The following is a 17834-nucleotide window of genomic DNA, read 5'->3' as shown; positions in this document are numbered from 1 at the left end:
GCGTCCCGGGCGGCCTCGCCGCCGCCGGACCCCTCCATTGTCACCGCTGCACCCGGCGCCCGCCAGGGGAGCGCTCGTCGCCGGAGTCCGGCAGGTCGGCCGCGGTGGCCGTGATGCGGTTGGCCATGCCGTTGAAGATGATGCCGTGGAAGGGCAGGATCGCGAACCAGTAGAGCCTGCCCGCGAGGCCCTGCGGGAAGAACACCGCGCGCTGCGTGTAGACCGAGCCGCCGTCTCCGGAGGGCTCGGCGCGCATCTCGAGCCAGGCCCCGCCGGGCACCTTCATCTCGGCGCGCAGGCGCAGGAGCTTCGGCCGCTCGATCTCCTCGACGCGCCAGAAGTCGAGGGCGTCGCCGGCGTGCAGGCGCGCGGAGTCGCGGCGCCCGCGCTGCAGGCCTACTCCCCCGACGAGGCGGTCCATCCAGCCGCGGATCACCCACGCGAGCGGGAAGGAGTACCAGCCGTTGGTGCCGCCGATGCCCTCGATGACGCGCCAGAGCTTGGCCGGGTCGGCCTGGGTGCGGCGCTCCTTGAGGTCCACGTAGACCGTGTGGCCGGCCCACTCCGGGTCGCTCGGCAGCGGATCGCTGGGAGCGCCGACGACCTCCGCGTTCTGCCAGCTCGTCTCGATCTCGCCCGCCTGCATCTTTCCCAGCGCGAGCCGGACGGCGCGGCGGTAGGAGGTCAGCCCGCCCTCGGGGTCGGGGATGAGCGCGCGGATGTCCTGCTCGTGCACGACGCAGTCGTACTGCAGCGAGGCGATGATGGGCACCGCGAGCGAGCGCGGGATCGGCGTGACCAGGTTGACCCACTGCGAGGCCAGCCACGGGGTGAACACCGGCAGGGACGCGATCGGCCGCTGCGGGAGCCCGGCCTCGACCGCGTAGCCGTTCATCATCTGGCCGTAGCGGAGCACGTCGGGCCCGCCGATGTCGAAGGTGCGGTTGAGCGTGGCGTCCTCGAGCGACGCGGAGCCGATCAGGTAGTGCAGCACGTCGCGCACGGCGATCGGCTGGATGAAGTTGCGCACCCACTGCGGCGCGGGCATGTACGGCAGCACGTCGGTGAGGTGGCGCACCATCTCGAACGAGGTCGACCCGGAGCCGATGATCACGCCCGCCTGCAGGGCGATCGTCGGCACTCCCGACTCCATCAGGATCCGGCCCACCTCAGCGCGCGAGCGGAGGTGCTTCGAGAGCTCCTGGCCCTCGGGGTGCAGGCCGCCGAGGTAGACGATGCGGCCGACGCCGGCCGACTCCGCGGCCGTGGCGACGTTGTGCGCGGCGCGGCTCTCGACCTCCTCGAAGTGGGCGTGGTCGTTGCCCGAGCCCATCGAGTGGACGAGGTAATAGAGGACGTCGACGCCCTCGACCGCGGCCTCCAGCGACTCCGGATCGCCGAGATCGCCCTGAGCGACCTCGACCTCCTCCGCCCACGGCACGTCGACCAGCTTGCGCGGGTCGCGCACCAGGACACGCACCCGGAAGCCCGCCTCGAGGAGGCGCGGCGTCAGCCGGCCGCCGATGTAGCCGGTCGCGCCGGTGACGAGCGCGAGGGGGCGCGCCGAGTCGGAGGGGGTTTCGCTCATGCGGCCACGGTACGCCGATGGCCCCGGGACCTCTCCCGCTGGTGCGGGCCCGCGGCCCCTGCTAGGCGGCGCCCGGCATCCCGCTCAGTCGATGCCGAGGACCTCGCGGACCTGCACCACGTCGTGGTTCATCTGGCGGATGAGGGGCTCGACGCCCTCGTAGGCGACCTGGCCGCGGATCCGGCCGACGAACGCCACGTCGACCACGCGGTCGTAGAGGTCGAGGGTGTCGAGCGTCTGATCGAGCACGTACGCCTCGACCTGCTTGGGCGGCACTCCGACGAAGGTCGGGTTGCTGCCGACCGAGATCGCGGCGGGATGCGTGACGCCGTCGGTGGTGAGCCGGCCCGCGTAGACGCCGTCGCCCGGGATCAGGCCCTGCGACTGCGGCGAGAGGTTCGCGGTCGGGAAGCCCAGCTCGCGGCCGCGCTTCGCTCCGTGCACGACCACGCCGCGGACGACGGGCTCGTGCCCGAGCAGGCGCGTCGCGTGCTCCACGTCGCCCTCGGCCAGCAGCTCGCGGATCCAGGTGGAGGAGACGCGGCGGCCGTCCTCGGGCCGCACGTCGTCGATCAGCTCCACCTCGAATCCGTGCTGCCCGCCGAGCACGCGCAGCAGGTCGACGTCGCCCGCTCCCCGGGCGCCGAAGCGGAAGTCGGAGCCGACGAGGACCACACGGGCCTCGAGCGCCTTTACCAGCACCTGCTCGACGAACTGCTCGGGTGAGAGCGCCCGGAACGCCTCGTCGAAGGTGAGCAGCAGCGTCGCGTCCACGCCGGTCCCGGCGAGGAGCTCGAGCTTCTGCTCGTTGCCGACCAGGACGGGCGGGCACTTCTCCGGCGCGATCACGCTGAGCGGATTGCGGTCGAAGGTGACGACGACGGCGGCGAGCCCCTGCTCGCGGGCCCGCTCGTGCAGCCGGCCGATGACGGCCCGATGCCCGGAGTGGACGCCGTCGAACTTGCCGATCGTGACGGCGGAGGGTCCGATCCCGGCCAGGTCGCCGGGGCGGGTCTCGACGCGCATCAGGCGGCCGCCCGGGCCGTGCGCCGCCCCTGCGCGCGGAGCCACCAGAGGCCGAGCACGGGCAGGACGAGCGGGATCAGCAGGTAGCCGGCGCCGAAGGCCGCCCACACCGTCGACTGGCGCCCGAACGGGTCGGCGCTCGCGAGCCCGAGGAGCTGCGGAGCGAGGAGGCTGAGCGCGCCGACCACGAGCACGCCCACCAGCTCGAAGGTGATCGTCACCCACGCGACGCGCTGCCAGGTGCGGCCCGGGACGATCAGGGCGACCGTCGCGACGATGTACACGACGGCCGAGAGCGCCGAGAGCGAGAACGCCAGCGGCGCCTCGTCGAACCGGTCGATGATCTGGAAGACGGAGCGCCCCGTCGCGGCGAGCGCGAGGATCCCGTAGACCACGACCAGGAGGCTGCCGATCCCGCGCGAGCGGGCGGAACGGGTCGGCTCTCCGCTCCCGGGGGCCGAGGGGACTGAGGGGTCGTGAGCGGCCCGTCCGGACGCATCGCTGGCTGGTTTCGACATCGCACGTCCATGCTAGGCGCTCGCCGGGCCGGGCCCGGTGGCGGGCCCGATCAGGCGCTCTGGAAGAACCAGATTTGGTGCATCCGGTAGACCATGACCGCGATCGAGAGGCAGACGACGCCCAGGATCACGGTGCTCCAGCGGCTCCGCTCGATGAGCGCCCAGAACCCGGCCGCGAGCGGCAGGAGCAGCGCCGAGATCAGGTAGATGTAGTACTCCGGCAGGCTCCCCGACGGGCGGTTGCCGACCAGCGGCGACACGATCGCGACCGCCAGCTGGACGATCAGCAGCAGCTCGACGATCGCCGTCGCGCCGACCGAGACGTCCGAGGGACGGCGGGCGAGCAGCCCGAGCACGAGGCAGAGCAGGCCGGCCGCGACGGCGATCCCCACCTGGAGGATCGTGAACCACTCGATCACGAGGCGGCCGTCCGCAGGTCCTCGGTCGGGAAGTTGACGACGCTCTTGAGCTGGGTGCCGCGCCGCTCGGCGAGGCCGATCAGCCGCTCCCCCGGGCCGACCGCGGCGAGGAGGCCCTTCGCGCCCGCCACCGCCTCCGGGGCCGGGATGCGCTTGCCGTTTGCGAGATCGCCCGCCTCCTGGGCGTCGAGGCGCAGCAGGGGGAACAGCTCGCCCGCCACGAGCGTCGGCGGCAGGAGCGCGGCGGGGACGTCGAGCTCGTCGATCTCGCCGGCCTGGGCCACGGAGAAGGGGCCGACCGCGGTGCGCCGCAGCGCGGTCAGGTGGCCGCCGACTCCGAGGGACGCGCCCAGGTCGCGGGCGAGCGCGCGGATGTAGGTGCCGGAGGAGCAGGTGACGCGCACGTCCAGGTCGAGGAACCCCTCGACCGGGCGGCTCGCCAGGACGGCGAACTCCGAGACGGTCACGGGGCGGGAGGCGAGCACGACCTCCTCGCCGTCGCGGGCGCGGGCGTAGGCGCGGCGGCCGTCCACCTTGATCGCGCTGACCGTGCTCGGGACCTGCTCGATCGCTCCGGTGAGGGCCGCGATCGCGTCGGACACCGACTCCGGGGCGAGGGCCGCGACGAGGGCGGGCTCCGCCGAGGCGAGCACCTCGCCCTCCTGGTCGTCGGTGGTGGTGGAGGAGCCCAGCCGGATCGTCGCCTCGTACTGCTTGTCGAGGCCGACGAGGTAGGTGAGCAGGCGCGTCGAGGGGCCGAGACCGAGGATCATCAGCCCGGTCGCCATCGGATCGAGCGTCCCCGCGTGGCCGACCTTGCGGGTCCCCGCGCGGCGGCGGGTCCGCGAGACGAGGTCGTGGCTGGTGATGCCGCCGGGCTTGTCCAGCAGGAGGATCCCGTTCGGAGCCGGGGCGGGGGTCTCGAGCACGGGTGCGAGGATACACGGACGGATCGGGAGTACCCCCGGGGTGGAGCCGGAGCCCTCGCCCGCCCGTCCTAGGCTGTCCGGATGAGGATCGCAGTACTCGGAGCAGGCGCCGTCGGCGGCACCATCGCCGCCCTTCTCGACCGCGCCGGGCACGACGTCGAGGTCACCGCCCGAGGCGACCACCTCACCGCGATCCGCCGGTCGGGGATCCGGCTCGACGGGGCGTGGGGCGAGCACACCGCCTGGGTCCGCTGCGGCGAGTCCCTCGACCTCGTGCCCGATCTCGCCTTCGTCTGCACGAAAGCGCAGGACGCCGAGGACGCGCTGCGCACCAACCGCCGCACGGTCGACGGCACTCTCGTCGTCGTCGTCCAGAACGGACTGGACGGACTCACCGCGGCGGCCCGGCAGGTGCGCGACGCCCGGCTCGTGGGTGCTCTCGCCCTCTTCGCCGCGAGCCACCTCGAACCCGGCCGGGTCACCGTCACGGCTCCTGCCACGACCACGCTCGGCGTCCCCGGCCGCCCGGCCGACGACGACGTCCGACGGGCCGCCGCCGTGCTCGGCGAGGCGGTCCCCACCGCCGTCACCGACGACTTCACCGGAGCGCAGTGGACGAAGCTGCTGATCAACGAGGTCAACGCCCTGCCCGCGATCACCGGGCTCTCGGTCCAGGAGACGATCGACGATCCGGGGCTGCGGCGCGTCCTCGCCCGGTCGATGCGCGAGGCCGCCCGGACGGGCCTCGCGTCGGGCGTCCGCTTCGGCTCGCTGCAGGGACTCTCGAACACGTCCGTCCGCGCCCTGGCCGCCGCTCCCCTGCCCCTGGTCGAGTTGCTCCCCCGCCGGATGGCCGCGCGGATGGGCGAGGTGCCGAACCCCGGGTCGACGCTGCAGAGCGTCCGCCGCGGAGTGCCGAGCGAGATCGACCACCTGGCCGGGGCCGTGGTCCGCACCGCTCACCGCGGCGGGCGCGAGGCACCGGTCAACCAGCTGCTGGTCGACCTGGTGCACGAGGTCGAGCGGGCGGGCGCCTTCGTGCCGCCGGCGGAGGTCGTGCGCCGCGCCGCCCTGGTCTGAGCCCGCGGCCCTGTCGGACGGACGCCGCCCGCGGCGGCGGCCTCCGTCCCGAGGCTCAGCAGGAGTCGGCGAAGAGGCGCCGGGGCTGCTCCGGATCGCGGATGTCGACGAGGATCCCCGCCAGCCGGCGCGGATCCGTCGTGGCGCGGTACGCCGCGTCCACCGGCGGCTCCTGCGTGTCGAGGCGGATGCTGGTGCTCCACGCGCCGCGCAGCTCCGGCCGGAGGGCGAACTCGCCGTCGACGAGCAGCACCGCGTCGCGGCCGGCGGTCCGCCAGCGCGCCTGCCGCGCCTCGTCGCGCACCGCGTCGAAGCCCGCGAGCACGAACCCGGTGCTGCCGCCGAGGGTGAACGGATCGAGCAGCACGCGGCGCAGGAGCTCGTAGTCGTACCCGGCCGCGTAGGAGCGCTGCTCGTCGGGCACGGCGGGGTCGTCCCGATCGGCGCGGGGACGTCGGAAGTCGGCGAGGTGCGCGACGATCGCGTCCTTGCCGGCCCGGCGGAGCGCCGCCGCGAGGTCGAGCGCGAACGCCGCGCTCACCGCGGGGTCGTCGCCGTCGATCCCGACCTTGACCCGTCCGCGCCCGTAGTTGTGCAGCACCTCCGCCGCGAGAGCGTCGAGCACATCGGCCTTCTGCGGAGCCCACCTGGTCATCCGCCCACGATACGCGCCGCCGCCTAGTGTGGGCTGATGCCCTCCGACTCTCTCGCCGACGCGATCACCGCCTGGTTCCGCACGAGCGCCCGCGACCTGCCGTGGCGCCGCGAGGGCTTCCCCGCCTGGGGCACGCTCGTCAGCGAGTTCATGCTGCAGCAGACCCCGGTGGTCCGCGTCGTCCCGCGTCTGGCGGAGTGGCTGGAGCGCTGGCCGACACCCTCCGCTCTCGCCGCCGTCCCTCCCGGCGAGGCGGTGCGCGCCTGGCAGTCCCTGGGCTATCCGCGGCGGGCCCTGCGCCTGCACGCCTGTGCCGTGGCGATCGCCGAGGAGCACGGCGACGTGGTCCCCGACGACGTCGAGACCCTCCTCGCGCTGCCCGGCATCGGCGACTACACCGCCCGCGCCATCGCCGTGTTCGCCTACGGGAGGCGGCACCCCGTGGTCGACACCAACGTCCGCCGGGTCCTCGCGCGCGCGGTCGACGGAGCGGCGGAGCCCGGCCCGGCCCGCGCGAGGGCCGACCTCGCCGCGATGTCGGCGCTGCTGCCCGAGTCGCTCTCCGAGGCGGCGGCCTTCAACGCGGGCGCGATGGAGCTGGGGGCGATCGTCTGCACCGCCCGCGCTCCGCGCTGCGACGAGTGCCCGATCCGCGACCTCTGCCGCTGGCGGGCGGAGGGGTACCCCGAGCACACCGGGCCCGTGAAGGCGAAGCAGAAGCGGTTCGAGGGCTCGGACCGCCAGGTCCGCGGCCTCATCCTCGCCGAGCTGCGCGCCGCGCACGGCCCGGTCACCGCGGCCGAGGTGGAGTCTCTCTGGCCGGACGCCGACCAGCGCGGTCGCGCCCTGGCCGGGCTCCTCGCCGACGGCCTGGCGACGGGCGGCCCGGAGGACGGCTACCTCCTCCCCGGCTCCTGAGGGCCCGTCGACCGCCGTCCGCGTCGGAGGAGGCGGGTAGGGTCGGCGCCGTGACCGGTCGCCGCCTCCGCCTCCCCCGCCCCGACGCCGCCGTCGAGCGCGCCCTCGACGTCGACCTCGCCCTGGACGTCCAGCGCGCCCTCGCCGCGGTCCGCGTCGAGAACGACCTGCCCGGCCCGTTCCCGCCGGCCGCGCTGGCCGAGGCCGAGCACGCGGACGCCGGAGCGGACGACGAGGACCGCGTCGACCGGACGGACCTCCCCTTCGTGACGATCGACCCGCCCGGCTCGCTCGACCTGGACCAGGCCCTCCACCTGGAGCGCACGTCGGAGGGCGTCGTCCTCCGCTACGCCATCGCGGACGTGCCCGCGGTCGTCCGCACCGGCGGAGCGCTCGACGCCGAGACGCGCCGCCGCGGCCAGACCTACTACCTCCCGGACGGCCGCGTCCCGCTGCACCCCGCGGTCCTCTCCGAGGGGACCGCGTCGCTCCTGCCGGACGAGACGCGCCGAGCGCTGGTCTGGACGCTGACCCTCGACGAGCGGGCGGAGCCGCGCTCGGTGCACCTCGAGCGGGCGCTCGTCCGCAGCGTGGCCCGGCTCGACTACGAGGGCGTGCAGCGCAGCGTCGACGCGGGCGATCCGCACCCCTCCCTCGCCCTCCTCCCCTGGTTCGGACGCGAGCGCCTGGCGCGCGAGGCCGAGCGTGGAGGAGCGAGCCTGACGCTGCCCGAGGAGGAGATCGTCGCCGCCGACGGCGGCTACCGGGTCGAGCGCCGCGCTCCCCTGGCCGTCGAGGGCTGGAACGCCCAGGTCTCGCTGCTGACCGGTATGGCGGCGGCGACGATGATGCTCGACGCGGGGGTGGGCATCCTCCGGACCATGCCCGAGGCCGACCCCGCCACCGTCGCGGCCTTCCGCTCCCGAGCCGCGGCGCTCGGCGTCCCGTGGCCCGAGGAGGAGGCCTACGGCGCCTACCTGCGCCGCCTCGACACCGCCGACCCCGCCCAGCTCGCCATCATGTACGCCGCGGCGAGCCTGTTCCGCGGCGCCGGCTACACCGCCTTCGACGGCGCCCCGCCGGAGCATCCCGAGCAGGCGGCTCTCGCCGCGCCGTACGCGCACGTCACCGCGCCGCTGCGGCGCCTGGTCGACCGGTTCGGCCTCGCCGTCTGCCTCGCGGTGTCCCGCGGCGGAACGATCCCGTCGCAGCTGCGCGAGGCGCTGCCCCTGCTCCCGCCGCTCCTCGCCGCGAGCGACCGCCGGGCCGGAGCCGCCTCCCGTGCGGCGACCGCGATCGTCGAGGCCGCCGTCCTCCGCGGCCGCGAAGGAGCCTCCTTCAGCGGGATCGTCGTCTCCTCGACGCGCACCCGCTCCTCGGTCCAGCTGCTCGACCCGGAGATCACCGTCGACGTCCCGGCCCCGCTCACGCCGGGATCCCGTGTCGTCGTCGTCCTGGAATCGGTCGACGTCGCCACGGGCTCCGCGGTGTTCGGGCTCGGCGCCTAGTCCTCGTCGTCCTCGCGGGGCTTCACATAGGGGTCGGCCTCGCCGGCGTAGTCCGCCTGAGCGGCGAGCGACTGCACCTGCGAGTCCTGGCTGCGCGCGGCGGCGAGCAGATCCTCGATGTGCTTCGCGTTCTCGGGCACCGCGTCGAGGATGAACTCGAGCGACGGCGTGAGCCGGGACGTGATGTTCCTGCCCACCTCGGTGCGGAGCATTCCGGTGGCGGCCTTGAGGGCCGCGGCCGAATCGGCGCGCTCCTCATCGGTGCCGTAGACCGTGTAGAACACCGAGGCGTGCTGCAGGTCGCCGGTCACCTGGACATCGGTGATGGTGACGAAGCCGAGGCGCGGGTCGCGGAGACCGCGCTCGAGCCGCTTCGCGACGATCACCTGGATACGTTCGGCGAGCTTCCTCGCCCGGGCCGGATCTGCCATGGCTGGTCCTCACATCTCTCTCGGCGAACCGTTCAGCTCGCCATTCAACCACTCTCCGCCCGGACGACCGGTCGCGTCCGAGGGGGCCTTGCTTCTGGGGCGTGATGCCCCTCGACCGCGCGTCTGCGACGGCGCGGGTGGGGCGCGTCTGCGACGGCGCGGGTGGGGTGCCTCCTCGCGGCTCCCTGATCCTCGGGGATCGGGGGGGGCGGGAAGGCTCAGGTGCTGGATCGGGAGCCGGACGTCGCCCGCAGGCTCGCTGCTCGCTCAGCGGGCGCAGTCACCGCTGCAAGAACGTCTGATCGGGGCCGGCCTCCCACGCCCGGAGGTGCGGAAGCGCACGCTGGAGGGTGCGCACCTCCGGGACACGGGCGGCCCCCGATTCCTCCCGCAGGGCGCGAGAGGACGAGAGTCCCCTCCCGATCCCGCACGAACAGCGCCGTGAGACGCCGGAAGGCCCGGGCGGACCCGGGCCTTCCAGTGGAGCGGATCAGCCTCGCGGCTTCTCCTTCATCTCGATCGTCTCGATCTCGTCGCCGATCTGGATGTCGTTGTACTTTCCGAGTCCGATACCGGCCTCGTAGTCCGTACGGACCTCCGTGACGTCGTCCTTGAAGCGACGCAGCGACTCGATGGCCAGGTTGTCCCCGACCACGACGCCGTCACGGATGACGCGCGCCTTCGAGTTGCGGGTGATCGTGCCGGAGCGGACGATGACACCCGCGATGTTGCCGAACTTGGAGGAGCGGAACACCTCGCGGATCTCGGCGACACCGGACTGGACCTCCTCGAACTCGGGCTTGAGCATGCCCGTGAGCGAGTTCTCGACCTCTTCGATCGCGTTGTAGATGACCGAGTAGAAGCGGATGTCCACTCCTTCTCGAGCAGCGCGCTCGCGGGCCTTCGGGTCGGGGCGGACGTTGAAGCCCACGATGATCGCGTTGTCGATCGTCGCGAGGTTGACGTCCGACTCCGTGATCGCACCGACACCGCGGTGGATGATGCGCAGCTGCACCGAGTCGTCGACCTCGATCTTGACGAGCGACTCCTCCAGCGCCTCGACGGCACCGGACACGTCGCCCTTGATGATGAGGTTGAGCGACTCGACCTTGCCCTCCTCGAGAGCACGGGTGAAGTCCTCGAGCGAGATGCGCTTGCGGGCCTTGGCCAGCAGGGCGTTGCGCTGAGCGGCTTCGCGCTTCTCGGCGATCTGACGGGCCGTGCGGTCCTCCTCGGTGACGAGGAAGGTGTCGCCGGCGCGGGGCACGGACGAGAGTCCCTGCACCTGCACCGGACGCGACGGCACGGCTTCGAGGACGGCGTTGCCGTTCTCGTCCGCCATCGCACGGACGCGGCCGTAGGCCGTTCCGGCGACGATCGCGTCTCCGACGCGCAGCGTTCCCGACTGGATGAGCACGGTCGCGACCGCACCGCGTCCCTTGTCGAGCTTCGCCTCGATCGCGACTCCGCGCGCCTCCTTGTTGGGGTTGGCGCGCAGGTCGAGACCGGCGTCCGCGGTGAGCAGCACGGCGTCCAGGAGGTCCTGGATGCCGGTGCCCGCGCGAGCCGACACGTCGACGAACATGACGTCTCCGCCGTACTCCTCGGCGACGAGCCCGAACTCGGTGAGCTGCTGGCGCACCTTGGCCGGGTTGGCGTCGGGCTTGTCCACCTTGTTCACCGCGACCACGATCGGCACGTTGGCCGCCTGGGCGTGGTTCAGCGCCTCGATGGTCTGCGGCATGATGCCGTCGTCCGCCGCGACCACGAGGATCGCGATGTCCGTGACCTGGGCACCGCGGGCTCGCATGGCGGTGAACGCCTCGTGACCCGGGGTGTCGATGAAGGTGATCGGGCGCTCGATGCCCTCGTGCTCCGCGACGACCTGGTACGCACCGATGTGCTGCGTGATGCCGCCCGCCTCGCCGGCGACGACGTTGGCGTTGCGGATCGCGTCGAGCAGGCGCGTCTTTCCGTGGTCGACGTGACCCATGACGGTGACGACGGGGGGACGGATCTCGAGGTCCTCGTCCGTCTCGTCGTCGAGCTCCTGCTCGAGGTCGAGACCGAAGCCCTCGAGGAGCTCCTTGTCCTCGTCCTCGGGCGAGACGACCTGGATCTTGAAGCCGAGCTCGGAGCCGAGCACCTCGAAGGTGGCCTCGTCGAGCGACTCGGTGGCCGTCGCCATCTCGCCGAGGGCGAAGAGGACGGTGACCAGGTTGCCGGGGGGCACCGGCACGCCGGTCATGGCCTCGATCTTGTCGGCGAAGTCCGAGATCGACGCGCCGCGGCGCAGACGGATGACCGTCCTGCCGTCGCCGCGGGGGACGCTGACGCCGCCGAGCGACGGGGCCTCCCTGAGCTCGAACTCCTGACGCTTCGTGCGCTTGGACTTCCGGGCCTTGCTCTTGCCGCCACCGCGACCGAAGGCTCCTGCGGTTCCACCGCCGGGGCCGCGACCGCGACCGCCACCGCCACCGGGACGCGGGGCGAAGCCGCCACCGGCACCGGGAGCGCCGCCGGGGCGCTGGAAGCCGCCGCCGGCCGGACGACCGGCACCGCCGGGACGTCCTGCTCCGCCGCCGGCTTCGGCCAGCGTCCCGGCGGACCCGGCGGCGGAGCAGCGGGGCGGGGGATGTTGCCCGGGGTCGGACGCGATCCCATGCCCTGCGAGCTGGCGAAGGGGTTGTTGCCGGGGCGCGGGGCGGCGGGACGCTGTCCCATGCCCTGGTTGCTGGCGAACGGGTTGTTGCCCGGGCGCGGGGTGCCGCCGGGGCGGTTGGAGCCGCCCGAGGCGCCGCCGGGGCGCGGGGTGTTCGCGGCGGGAGCCGGACGCGGGGTGACGGGCTTGGGTCCGCCGGGGGTCGCGCCGGACGCCGGCTTCTCGGCGGCGGCCGGAGCCGCGGGGGCCTCGGTCGGAGCCGGAGCGGCGGCCTCGGCGGGCGCGTCCTTGGCTGCCTGAGCGCGCTGAGCGGCCGCGGCCTCCTGGGCGGCCTGAGCCTGGGCCTGGCGCTCGGCGACCGACATCGGCGGTGCCGGCGCCGGAGCGGGCGGCTTGGCCGGTCCGGGCGTGGGCGCGGACGGACGCGCGCCGGAGGGGCGCGGGGCCCCGGGACGGGCGCCGGCGGCGGGGGCGGCCGGGGTCGCCGACGCTCCCGCGGAGGAACCGCCCTGGCCCTGGAGGGCCTGGCGGAGCTTGCGCGCCACCGGGGGTTCGATGCTCGAGGACGGGCCCTTGACGAACTCGCCGAGCTCCTTCAACTTCGCAAGTGCGACCTTGCTATCGACACCCAGTTCGGATGCGATCTCGTGTACGCGTGGTTTTGCCACTTCTCTCCTGTCTTGGGCCTGCACCCAAGACGGGGGCAGGCGTCACGAACGGACGGGTCTCATTTCGAGCCGCTCATCAGTCTTCGCTCATGATCAGTTCACGGGCCGTTCTGCCTGTTCTCTATGGTGTGATCGTGCGCTGCTCCGGCCCCTCCGGTCGAGGGGCCGAGCCGGTCGGATCGTGCGATGTACTGCTCCAGCTCGCTCGCGTCCACGCTCTCGCGTGTCCGGAACGCTCTTCCGAACGCGCGGCGCTTGACCGCGAGCTCGTAGCAGTCGGCAGTGTCGTGGAGCCACGCTCCCCGACCAGGACGGACGGCACGCGGGTCTACCGCGAGGACGTTCGAGTGGAGGACCAGCCTCAGAAGAGAGGCCCGGGGGGCGCGCAGACGGCAGCCGACGCACGTTCTGACGGCTTCCACTCTACTCCCTCCCCTCCAGGACCGCTCCCCCGCACGGCCGATGCTCGGGGATCACTCCCCGTCCATCACCGAATCGGGCTGGATGTCGATCTTCGCGCCGGTCAGCTTGGCGGCGAGGCGGGCGTTCTGGCCCTCCTTGCCGATGGCGAGCGAGAGCTGGTAGTCGGGGACGAGCGCCCGGACGGCCTTGAGGCTCTGGTCGATCACGAACGCGCTGGTCACCTTGGCGGGCGAGAGCGCGCTGGCGACGAAGGTCGGCAGGTCGGAGGAGTAGTCGACGATGTCGATCTTCTCGTTGTTGAGCTCGGCGGTCACCGCGCGCACGCGCTGGCCGAGCTCGCCGATGCAGGCGCCCTTGGCGTTCACGCCGGGCTCGGTCGCGCGCACCGCGATCTTGGTGCGGTGGCCCGCCTCGCGGGCGAGGGAGACGATCTCCACAACGCCGGACGCGATCTCGGGGACCTCGAGGGCGAACAGCTTGCGCACCAGCGACGGGTGGGTGCGGGACACCTGGACCGACGGGCCCTTGGGTCCGCGGCCGACGCTCGTGACGTAGACGCGGATGCGGCGTCCGTGGCTGTAGTCCTCGCCGGGCACCTGCTCCTCGGGCGAGAGGATCGCCTCGATGGAGCCGAGGTCGACGTGGATCATCCGCGGGTTGGGGCCCTGCTGGATGACGCCGGCGACGATGTCGCCCTCGCGGCCCTTGAACTCGCCGAGCACGTGCTCGTCGGCGATGTCGCGCAGGCGCTGGTTGATGACCTGCTTCGCGGCGAAGGCGGCGATGCGGCCGAAGTCGCGCGGGGAGTCCTCGGCCTCGCCCACGACGGCGCCCTCCTCGTCGAGCTCGGGCACGAAGACCGAGACGTGACCGGTCTTGCGGTCGAGGTGCACTCGCGCGTCGACGGCGGTGGCCTTGTCGGCGTCGTCGGCCTGGCCGATGTGCTTGAGGTAGGCGGTCAGGATCGCCTGCTCGATGATCTGCACGAGTTCCTCGAAGGGAATCTCGCGCTCGCGCTCCATGAGTCGCAGAACGCTCAGGTCGATGTCCACGGGCGGGCCTTTCTCTCTATTCACTTGGATGCCGCGGTGGTGACCGCGGTCGTTCGCCTGCCGGGCTCTCACCCGGATCAGCCCTCAAGGGTACCCGACGCGGCCCGGGGTTCCACCCGCGGATCCCGCCGAGGCACGGAGGACCCCGCCTGCCGCGGGAAGCGGTGGCGGGGCCCTCGGCGTGTCGGGTCTAGGCGCCCAGCCGGGCGAGCGCCTCGGCGTGTCGGGTCTAGGCGCCCAGCCTGGCGAGCGCCTCGGCGACCGGGAGCTGCTCGCGCTCGCCGGACCGGCGGTCCCACAGCTCGACGATCCCGTCGGCCGCTCCTCGGCCCGCGATGACGATCACGGGCACCCCGATCAGCTCGGCGTCGCCGAACTTGACGCCGGGCGAGACCTTCGGGCGGTCGTCGATCAGCACGTCGCGGCCGGCGGCCTCGAGGGAGGCGCCGACCGACTCGGCGAGCTCGAGAGCCGCCGCGTCCTTGCCGGTCGCGATGACGTGCACGTCGAACGGCGCGACGTTCGCGGGCCAGAGCAGTCCTCGGTCGTCGTGGGTGGCCTCGGCGATGATGGCGAGGATGCGGGTCACGCCGATGCCGTAGGAGCCCATCGTGACGGTGACGAGCTTCCCGTTCTCGTCGAGCACCTTCAGCCCGAGGACGTCGGCGTACTTGCGGCCGAGCTGGAAGACGTGGCCGATCTCCATGCCGCGGGCGGTCTCGATCGGGCCCGAGCCGTCGGGCGCCTCGTCGCCGGTGCGGACGTCCGCGACCTCGACGGTGGCGTCGCCGTGGAAGTCGCGGCCGGCGACCAGGTCGAGGACGTGCTGCCCGGAGACGTTGGCCCCGGTGATCCAGGCGGTGCCGTCGACCACGCGCGGGTCGAGCAGGTAGCGGACGCCGGTCGCCGACTCCTCGCCCAGGACGGCTCCCTCGGCCGACCAGGGTCCGATGTAGCCCTTGACCAGTCCGGGGTGCTTCGCGAAGTCCTCCGCCGTGGCGGCCTCGACCTCGGCCGGGGCGAACGCCACCTCGGCGCGCTTGAGGTCGACGTCGCGGTCGCCGGGCAGGCCGACGATCACGAGCTCGCGGGTGCCGTCGAGCGCGGTGAGCGCGAGGACGACGTTCTTCAGGGTGTCGGCGGCGGTCCAGGCGCGGCCGTCGGGGCGGGGCTGCGTCGCGTTCGCCAGGTCGACCAGGGTCTGGATGGTCGGGGTGTCGGGCGAGTCGAAGACGCGCGCCTCGGGCAGGCCCTCGACGGGCAGCGCCGCGGGGACGGGCGTGCGGTACGCCTCGACGTTCGCCGCGTACCCTCCCGCCGACCGGACGAAGGTGTCCTCGCCGACGGGGGTGGGGTGCAGGAACTCCTCGCTCCGGGAGCCGCCCATCGCTCCGGCGTCGGCCTGCACGATCACGTACTCCAGGCCCAGACGGGCGAAGATCCGCTCGTAGGCGTCGCGCTGGCGCTGGTAGCTCGCGTCGAGGCCGGCGTCGGTGTAGTCGAAGGAGTACGCGTCCTTCATCGTGAACTCGCGGCCGCGCAGGAGGCCCGCGCGGGGCCGCGCCTCGTCCCGGTACTTGTCCTGGATCTGGTAGATCGACAGGGGCAGGTCCTTGTAGGAGGAGTAGAGGTCCTTCACGAGCAGTGTGAAGAACTCCTCGTGCGTGGGAGCCAGCATGTAGTCGGCGTCCTTGCGGTCCTTCAGGCGGAACACGCCGTCGCCGTACTCGGTCCAGCGGCCCGAGAGCTCGTAGGGCTCGCGGGGCAGGAGCGCGGGGAAGTGCACCTCCTGGGCGCCGGCCGCCTCCATCTCCTCGTGGATGATCCGCTCGATGCGGCGCTTGACGCGCAGGCCCAGCGGCAGCCAGGCGAAGACGCCGGGCGCCTGACGGCGGATGTAGCCCGCGCGGACGAGGAGGCGGTGGCCCGCGACCTCGGCGTCGGCGGGATCCTCCCGGAGCGTGCGGACGAACAGATGCGAGAGACGGGTGACCACGAGGGACGATCCTATCCGCTGCGCTCCCCCGGCTCGCGAGGGCGCCGGGAGCCTCAGTCGGGGATCCGCGAGAAGACGACCGCTCCGCCCGTGCCGTCCAGCAGCACGTCGTCGGGGGTGCCGCCGATCGTCATCGGGCCGGAGAGGAGCGCCCGGAGCCGGATGGCCTCGGGGCTCGGCGTGTCGGAGCAGCTGTCGGATCCGGTCACCTCGTCGCCGGGGACCAGCACGCCGTCGTCGATCCGGTAGGCGGCGCTGACCACGAGGCAGCCCGTGCCGACGACCAGGGTCGGCGCACCCCCGACGCTCTCGGAGCGGAGGCGGACGCGGGCGTCCTCGACCCAGGCCGTGTACGGGGTCTCCCCTTCGGCCGCGGTCAGCACCCAGCGGTCGCAGCCGAAGGGGTCCTGCGGGCTGCGGCTGTCGATGCATTCGCCGGCCTCGGAGGACGGGCCGCTGCGGAGCGCGGCGACACCGGAGGCGAGGAGCGCGGCGGCGACGACCACGAGCGCGAGGCGCAGTGCGGGGCGGACCACGTCGATCCGCCCCGCGCCGTCAGTTCGCGCCGACGGTGACGACCGGGGCTCCGGTCGAGGTGTCGTCGGCCGGCATCTCGGCGGCCAGGCGGTTGGCCTCCTCGATGAGGGTCTGGACGATCTCGGCCTCGGGGACGGTCTTGATGACCTCGCCCTTGACGAAGATCTGGCCCTTGCCGTTGCCGGAGGCGACGCCCAGGTCGGCCTCGCGGGCCTCGCCGGGTCCGTTGACGACGCAGCCCATGACGGCGACGCGCAGCGGGACGCTCATGCCCTCGAGGCCGGCGGTGACGTCGTTGGCGAGCGTGTAGACGTCGACCTGCGCGCGGCCGCAGCTGGGGCAGGAGACGATCTCGAGCTTGCGCTCGCGGAGGTTCAGCGACTGGAGGATCTGCAGGCCGACCTTGACCTCCTGCGCGGGCGGGGCCGAGAGGGACACGCGGATGGTGTCGCCGATGCCCTCGCCGAGGAGGATGCCGAAGGCGGTGGCGGACTTGATGGTCCCCTGGAATTCGGGGCCGGCCTCGGTGACGCCGAGGTGGAGGGGCCAGTCGCCGCGCTCGGCGAGCTGGCGGTAGGCCTTCACCATGACGACGGGGTCGTTGTGCTTGACCGAGATCTTGAAGTCGTGGAAGTCGTGCTCCTCGAAGAGGCTGGCCTCCCAGACGGCGCTCTCGACGAGGGCCTCGGGGGTGGGCTTGCCGTACTTCTGCAGGATGCTCGGCTCGAGCGAGCCGGCGTTGACGCCGATGCGGATCGAGACGCCGGCGGCCTTCGCGGCGGCGGCGATCTTGCCGACCTGGTCGTCGAACTTGCGGATGTTGCCGGGGTTCACGCGGACCGCGGCGCAGCCGGCGTCGATCGCGGCGTAAACGTAGTTGGGCTGGAAGTGGATGTCGGCGATGACCGGGATCTGGCTCTTCTTGGCGATGATCGGCAGCGCCTCCGCGTCGTCGCGGCTCGGCACCGCGACGCGGACGATGTCGCAGCCGGACGCGGTGAGCTCGGCGATCTGCTGGAGGGTCGCGTTGATGTTCGTCGTCGGTGTGGTGCACATCGACTGGACGCTGACCTGCGCGTCACCGCCCACGAGCACCTTGCCCACCTTGATCTGGCGGGACTTGCGGCGGGGGGCGAGGGTCATGGGGACCTTGGGAAGACCCAGATTCACTGCTGGCACGCGCCCCATCGTACGCGCGCCGCGGGACCCCTCGTCCGCTCGCCGCACCTTCCCAGCCGCCGCCCCTCCTGCGCGCCTCGGAACCCGTCCACCGCACCTGCTCTCAGCCCGAGACCGCACGACGATCCGCGGTCGCCTCGCTCCCGAGCCGAACCGCCGATCCCGTCCGAGCGACCGGCCCCAGCCGCCCGCACCCCGACCATCCAGACCCTGGTCGACCTGGCGAACGCGACGCAGCCCCGCCC

General features: G+C 73.1%; 15 protein-coding genes and 1 pseudogene. 3 read left to right on the top strand and 13 right to left on the bottom strand.

Annotated features, from left to right (window positions below; translation table 11 throughout):
* Positions 1 to 40: 40 nt before the first annotated feature.
* The 5 genes from C5C99_RS06300 to truB all read right to left on the bottom strand — a co-directional run bounded on the left by C5C99_RS06300 (position 41) and on the right by truB (position 4480).
* Positions 41 to 1588 carry an SDR family oxidoreductase gene (locus C5C99_RS06300; RefSeq protein ID WP_104268494.1) on the bottom strand — a complete coding sequence of 516 codons (1548 nt, stop codon included), beginning with the start codon at positions 1586 to 1588 and terminating at the stop codon, positions 41 to 43.
* 84 nt (positions 1589 to 1672) lie between these two features.
* Positions 1673 to 2614 carry a bifunctional riboflavin kinase/FAD synthetase gene (locus tag C5C99_RS06295; RefSeq protein WP_104327315.1) on the bottom strand — a complete coding sequence of 314 codons (942 nt, stop codon included), beginning with the start codon at positions 2612 to 2614 and terminating at the stop codon, positions 1673 to 1675.
* Complete coding sequence (locus C5C99_RS06290) at positions 2614 to 3132, bottom strand: hypothetical protein (protein WP_258063425.1); 519 nt, start codon at positions 3130 to 3132, stop codon at positions 2614 to 2616. Before C5C99_RS06290 ends, C5C99_RS06295 begins: the two co-directional genes overlap by 1 nt.
* Positions 3133 to 3182: 50 nt before the next feature.
* Positions 3183 to 3551, bottom strand: coding sequence for a hypothetical protein (locus C5C99_RS06285; protein ID WP_104327287.1), 369 nt, complete (start codon positions 3549 to 3551; stop codon positions 3183 to 3185).
* A complete protein-coding gene (truB, locus tag C5C99_RS06280) occupies positions 3548 to 4480 on the bottom strand; it encodes a tRNA pseudouridine(55) synthase TruB (protein WP_104223057.1) in 933 nt (310 codons plus the stop codon). Before truB ends, C5C99_RS06285 begins: the two co-directional genes overlap by 4 nt.
* Positions 4481 to 4561: 81 nt before the next feature.
* On the opposite strand from truB, the gene C5C99_RS06275 reads away from it, so the two are divergent.
* Complete coding sequence (locus C5C99_RS06275) at positions 4562 to 5560, top strand: ketopantoate reductase family protein (protein WP_104249600.1); 999 nt, start codon at positions 4562 to 4564, stop codon at positions 5558 to 5560.
* A 55-nt stretch (positions 5561 to 5615) separates the two neighbouring features.
* Here C5C99_RS06275 and C5C99_RS06270 read toward each other — a convergent pair whose 3' ends face one another.
* Complete coding sequence (locus C5C99_RS06270; protein ID WP_146085184.1) at positions 5616 to 6215, bottom strand: hypothetical protein; 600 nt, start codon at positions 6213 to 6215, stop codon at positions 5616 to 5618.
* A gap of 36 nt (positions 6216 to 6251) precedes the next feature.
* Between C5C99_RS06270 and C5C99_RS06265 the strand changes: the two genes are divergently transcribed.
* Positions 6252 to 7133: an A/G-specific adenine glycosylase gene (locus C5C99_RS06265; RefSeq protein WP_104339799.1), complete on the top strand. Its 882-nt coding sequence runs from the start codon at positions 6252 to 6254 to the stop codon at positions 7131 to 7133.
* Between the two features lie 50 nt (positions 7134 to 7183).
* Positions 7184 to 8641 carry a ribonuclease catalytic domain-containing protein gene (locus C5C99_RS06260; protein WP_258063650.1) on the top strand — a complete coding sequence of 486 codons (1458 nt, stop codon included), beginning with the start codon at positions 7184 to 7186 and terminating at the stop codon, positions 8639 to 8641.
* Here the strand turns inward: C5C99_RS06260 and rbfA are convergent.
* From rbfA to ispG, 7 genes and pseudogenes are all read right to left on the bottom strand, one after another.
* Positions 8638 to 9072: a 30S ribosome-binding factor RbfA gene (rbfA, locus tag C5C99_RS06255; RefSeq protein WP_104223052.1), complete on the bottom strand. Its 435-nt coding sequence runs from the start codon at positions 9070 to 9072 to the stop codon at positions 8638 to 8640. The two genes, C5C99_RS06260 and rbfA, sit on opposite strands and share 4 nt — an antisense overlap.
* A 490-nt stretch (positions 9073 to 9562) precedes the next feature.
* Positions 9563 to 12402, bottom strand: a pseudogene (gene infB / locus C5C99_RS06250) (translation initiation factor IF-2).
* Between the two features lie 98 nt (positions 12403 to 12500).
* On the bottom strand, positions 12501 to 12824 hold the full coding sequence (locus C5C99_RS06245) for a YlxR family protein (RefSeq protein WP_104225593.1): 324 nt from the start codon (positions 12822 to 12824) through the stop codon (positions 12501 to 12503).
* Between the two features lie 51 nt (positions 12825 to 12875).
* Entirely contained in the window at positions 12876 to 13877 is a 1002-nt protein-coding gene (gene nusA, locus C5C99_RS06240; protein WP_104225180.1) for a transcription termination factor NusA, read from the bottom strand.
* A gap of 229 nt (positions 13878 to 14106) precedes the next feature.
* Complete coding sequence (locus tag C5C99_RS06235) at positions 14107 to 15873, bottom strand: proline--tRNA ligase (protein ID WP_104225179.1); 1767 nt, start codon at positions 15871 to 15873, stop codon at positions 14107 to 14109.
* Between the two features lie 53 nt (positions 15874 to 15926).
* Complete coding sequence (locus C5C99_RS06230; RefSeq protein ID WP_104339798.1) at positions 15927 to 16409, bottom strand: hypothetical protein; 483 nt, start codon at positions 16407 to 16409, stop codon at positions 15927 to 15929.
* A 19-nt stretch (positions 16410 to 16428) separates the two neighbouring features.
* Complete coding sequence (gene ispG, locus C5C99_RS06225) at positions 16429 to 17589, bottom strand: flavodoxin-dependent (E)-4-hydroxy-3-methylbut-2-enyl-diphosphate synthase (protein WP_173244694.1); 1161 nt, start codon at positions 17587 to 17589, stop codon at positions 16429 to 16431.
* Positions 17590 to 17834 lie beyond the last annotated feature (245 nt).

Source organism: Rathayibacter sp. AY1C4 (genome assembly GCF_002932195.1).
Lineage (GTDB): Bacteria > Actinomycetota > Actinomycetes > Actinomycetales > Microbacteriaceae > Rathayibacter.
Note: the sequence above shows the minus strand (reverse complement) of the source record. Positions and strands in the feature narration are given on the sequence as shown.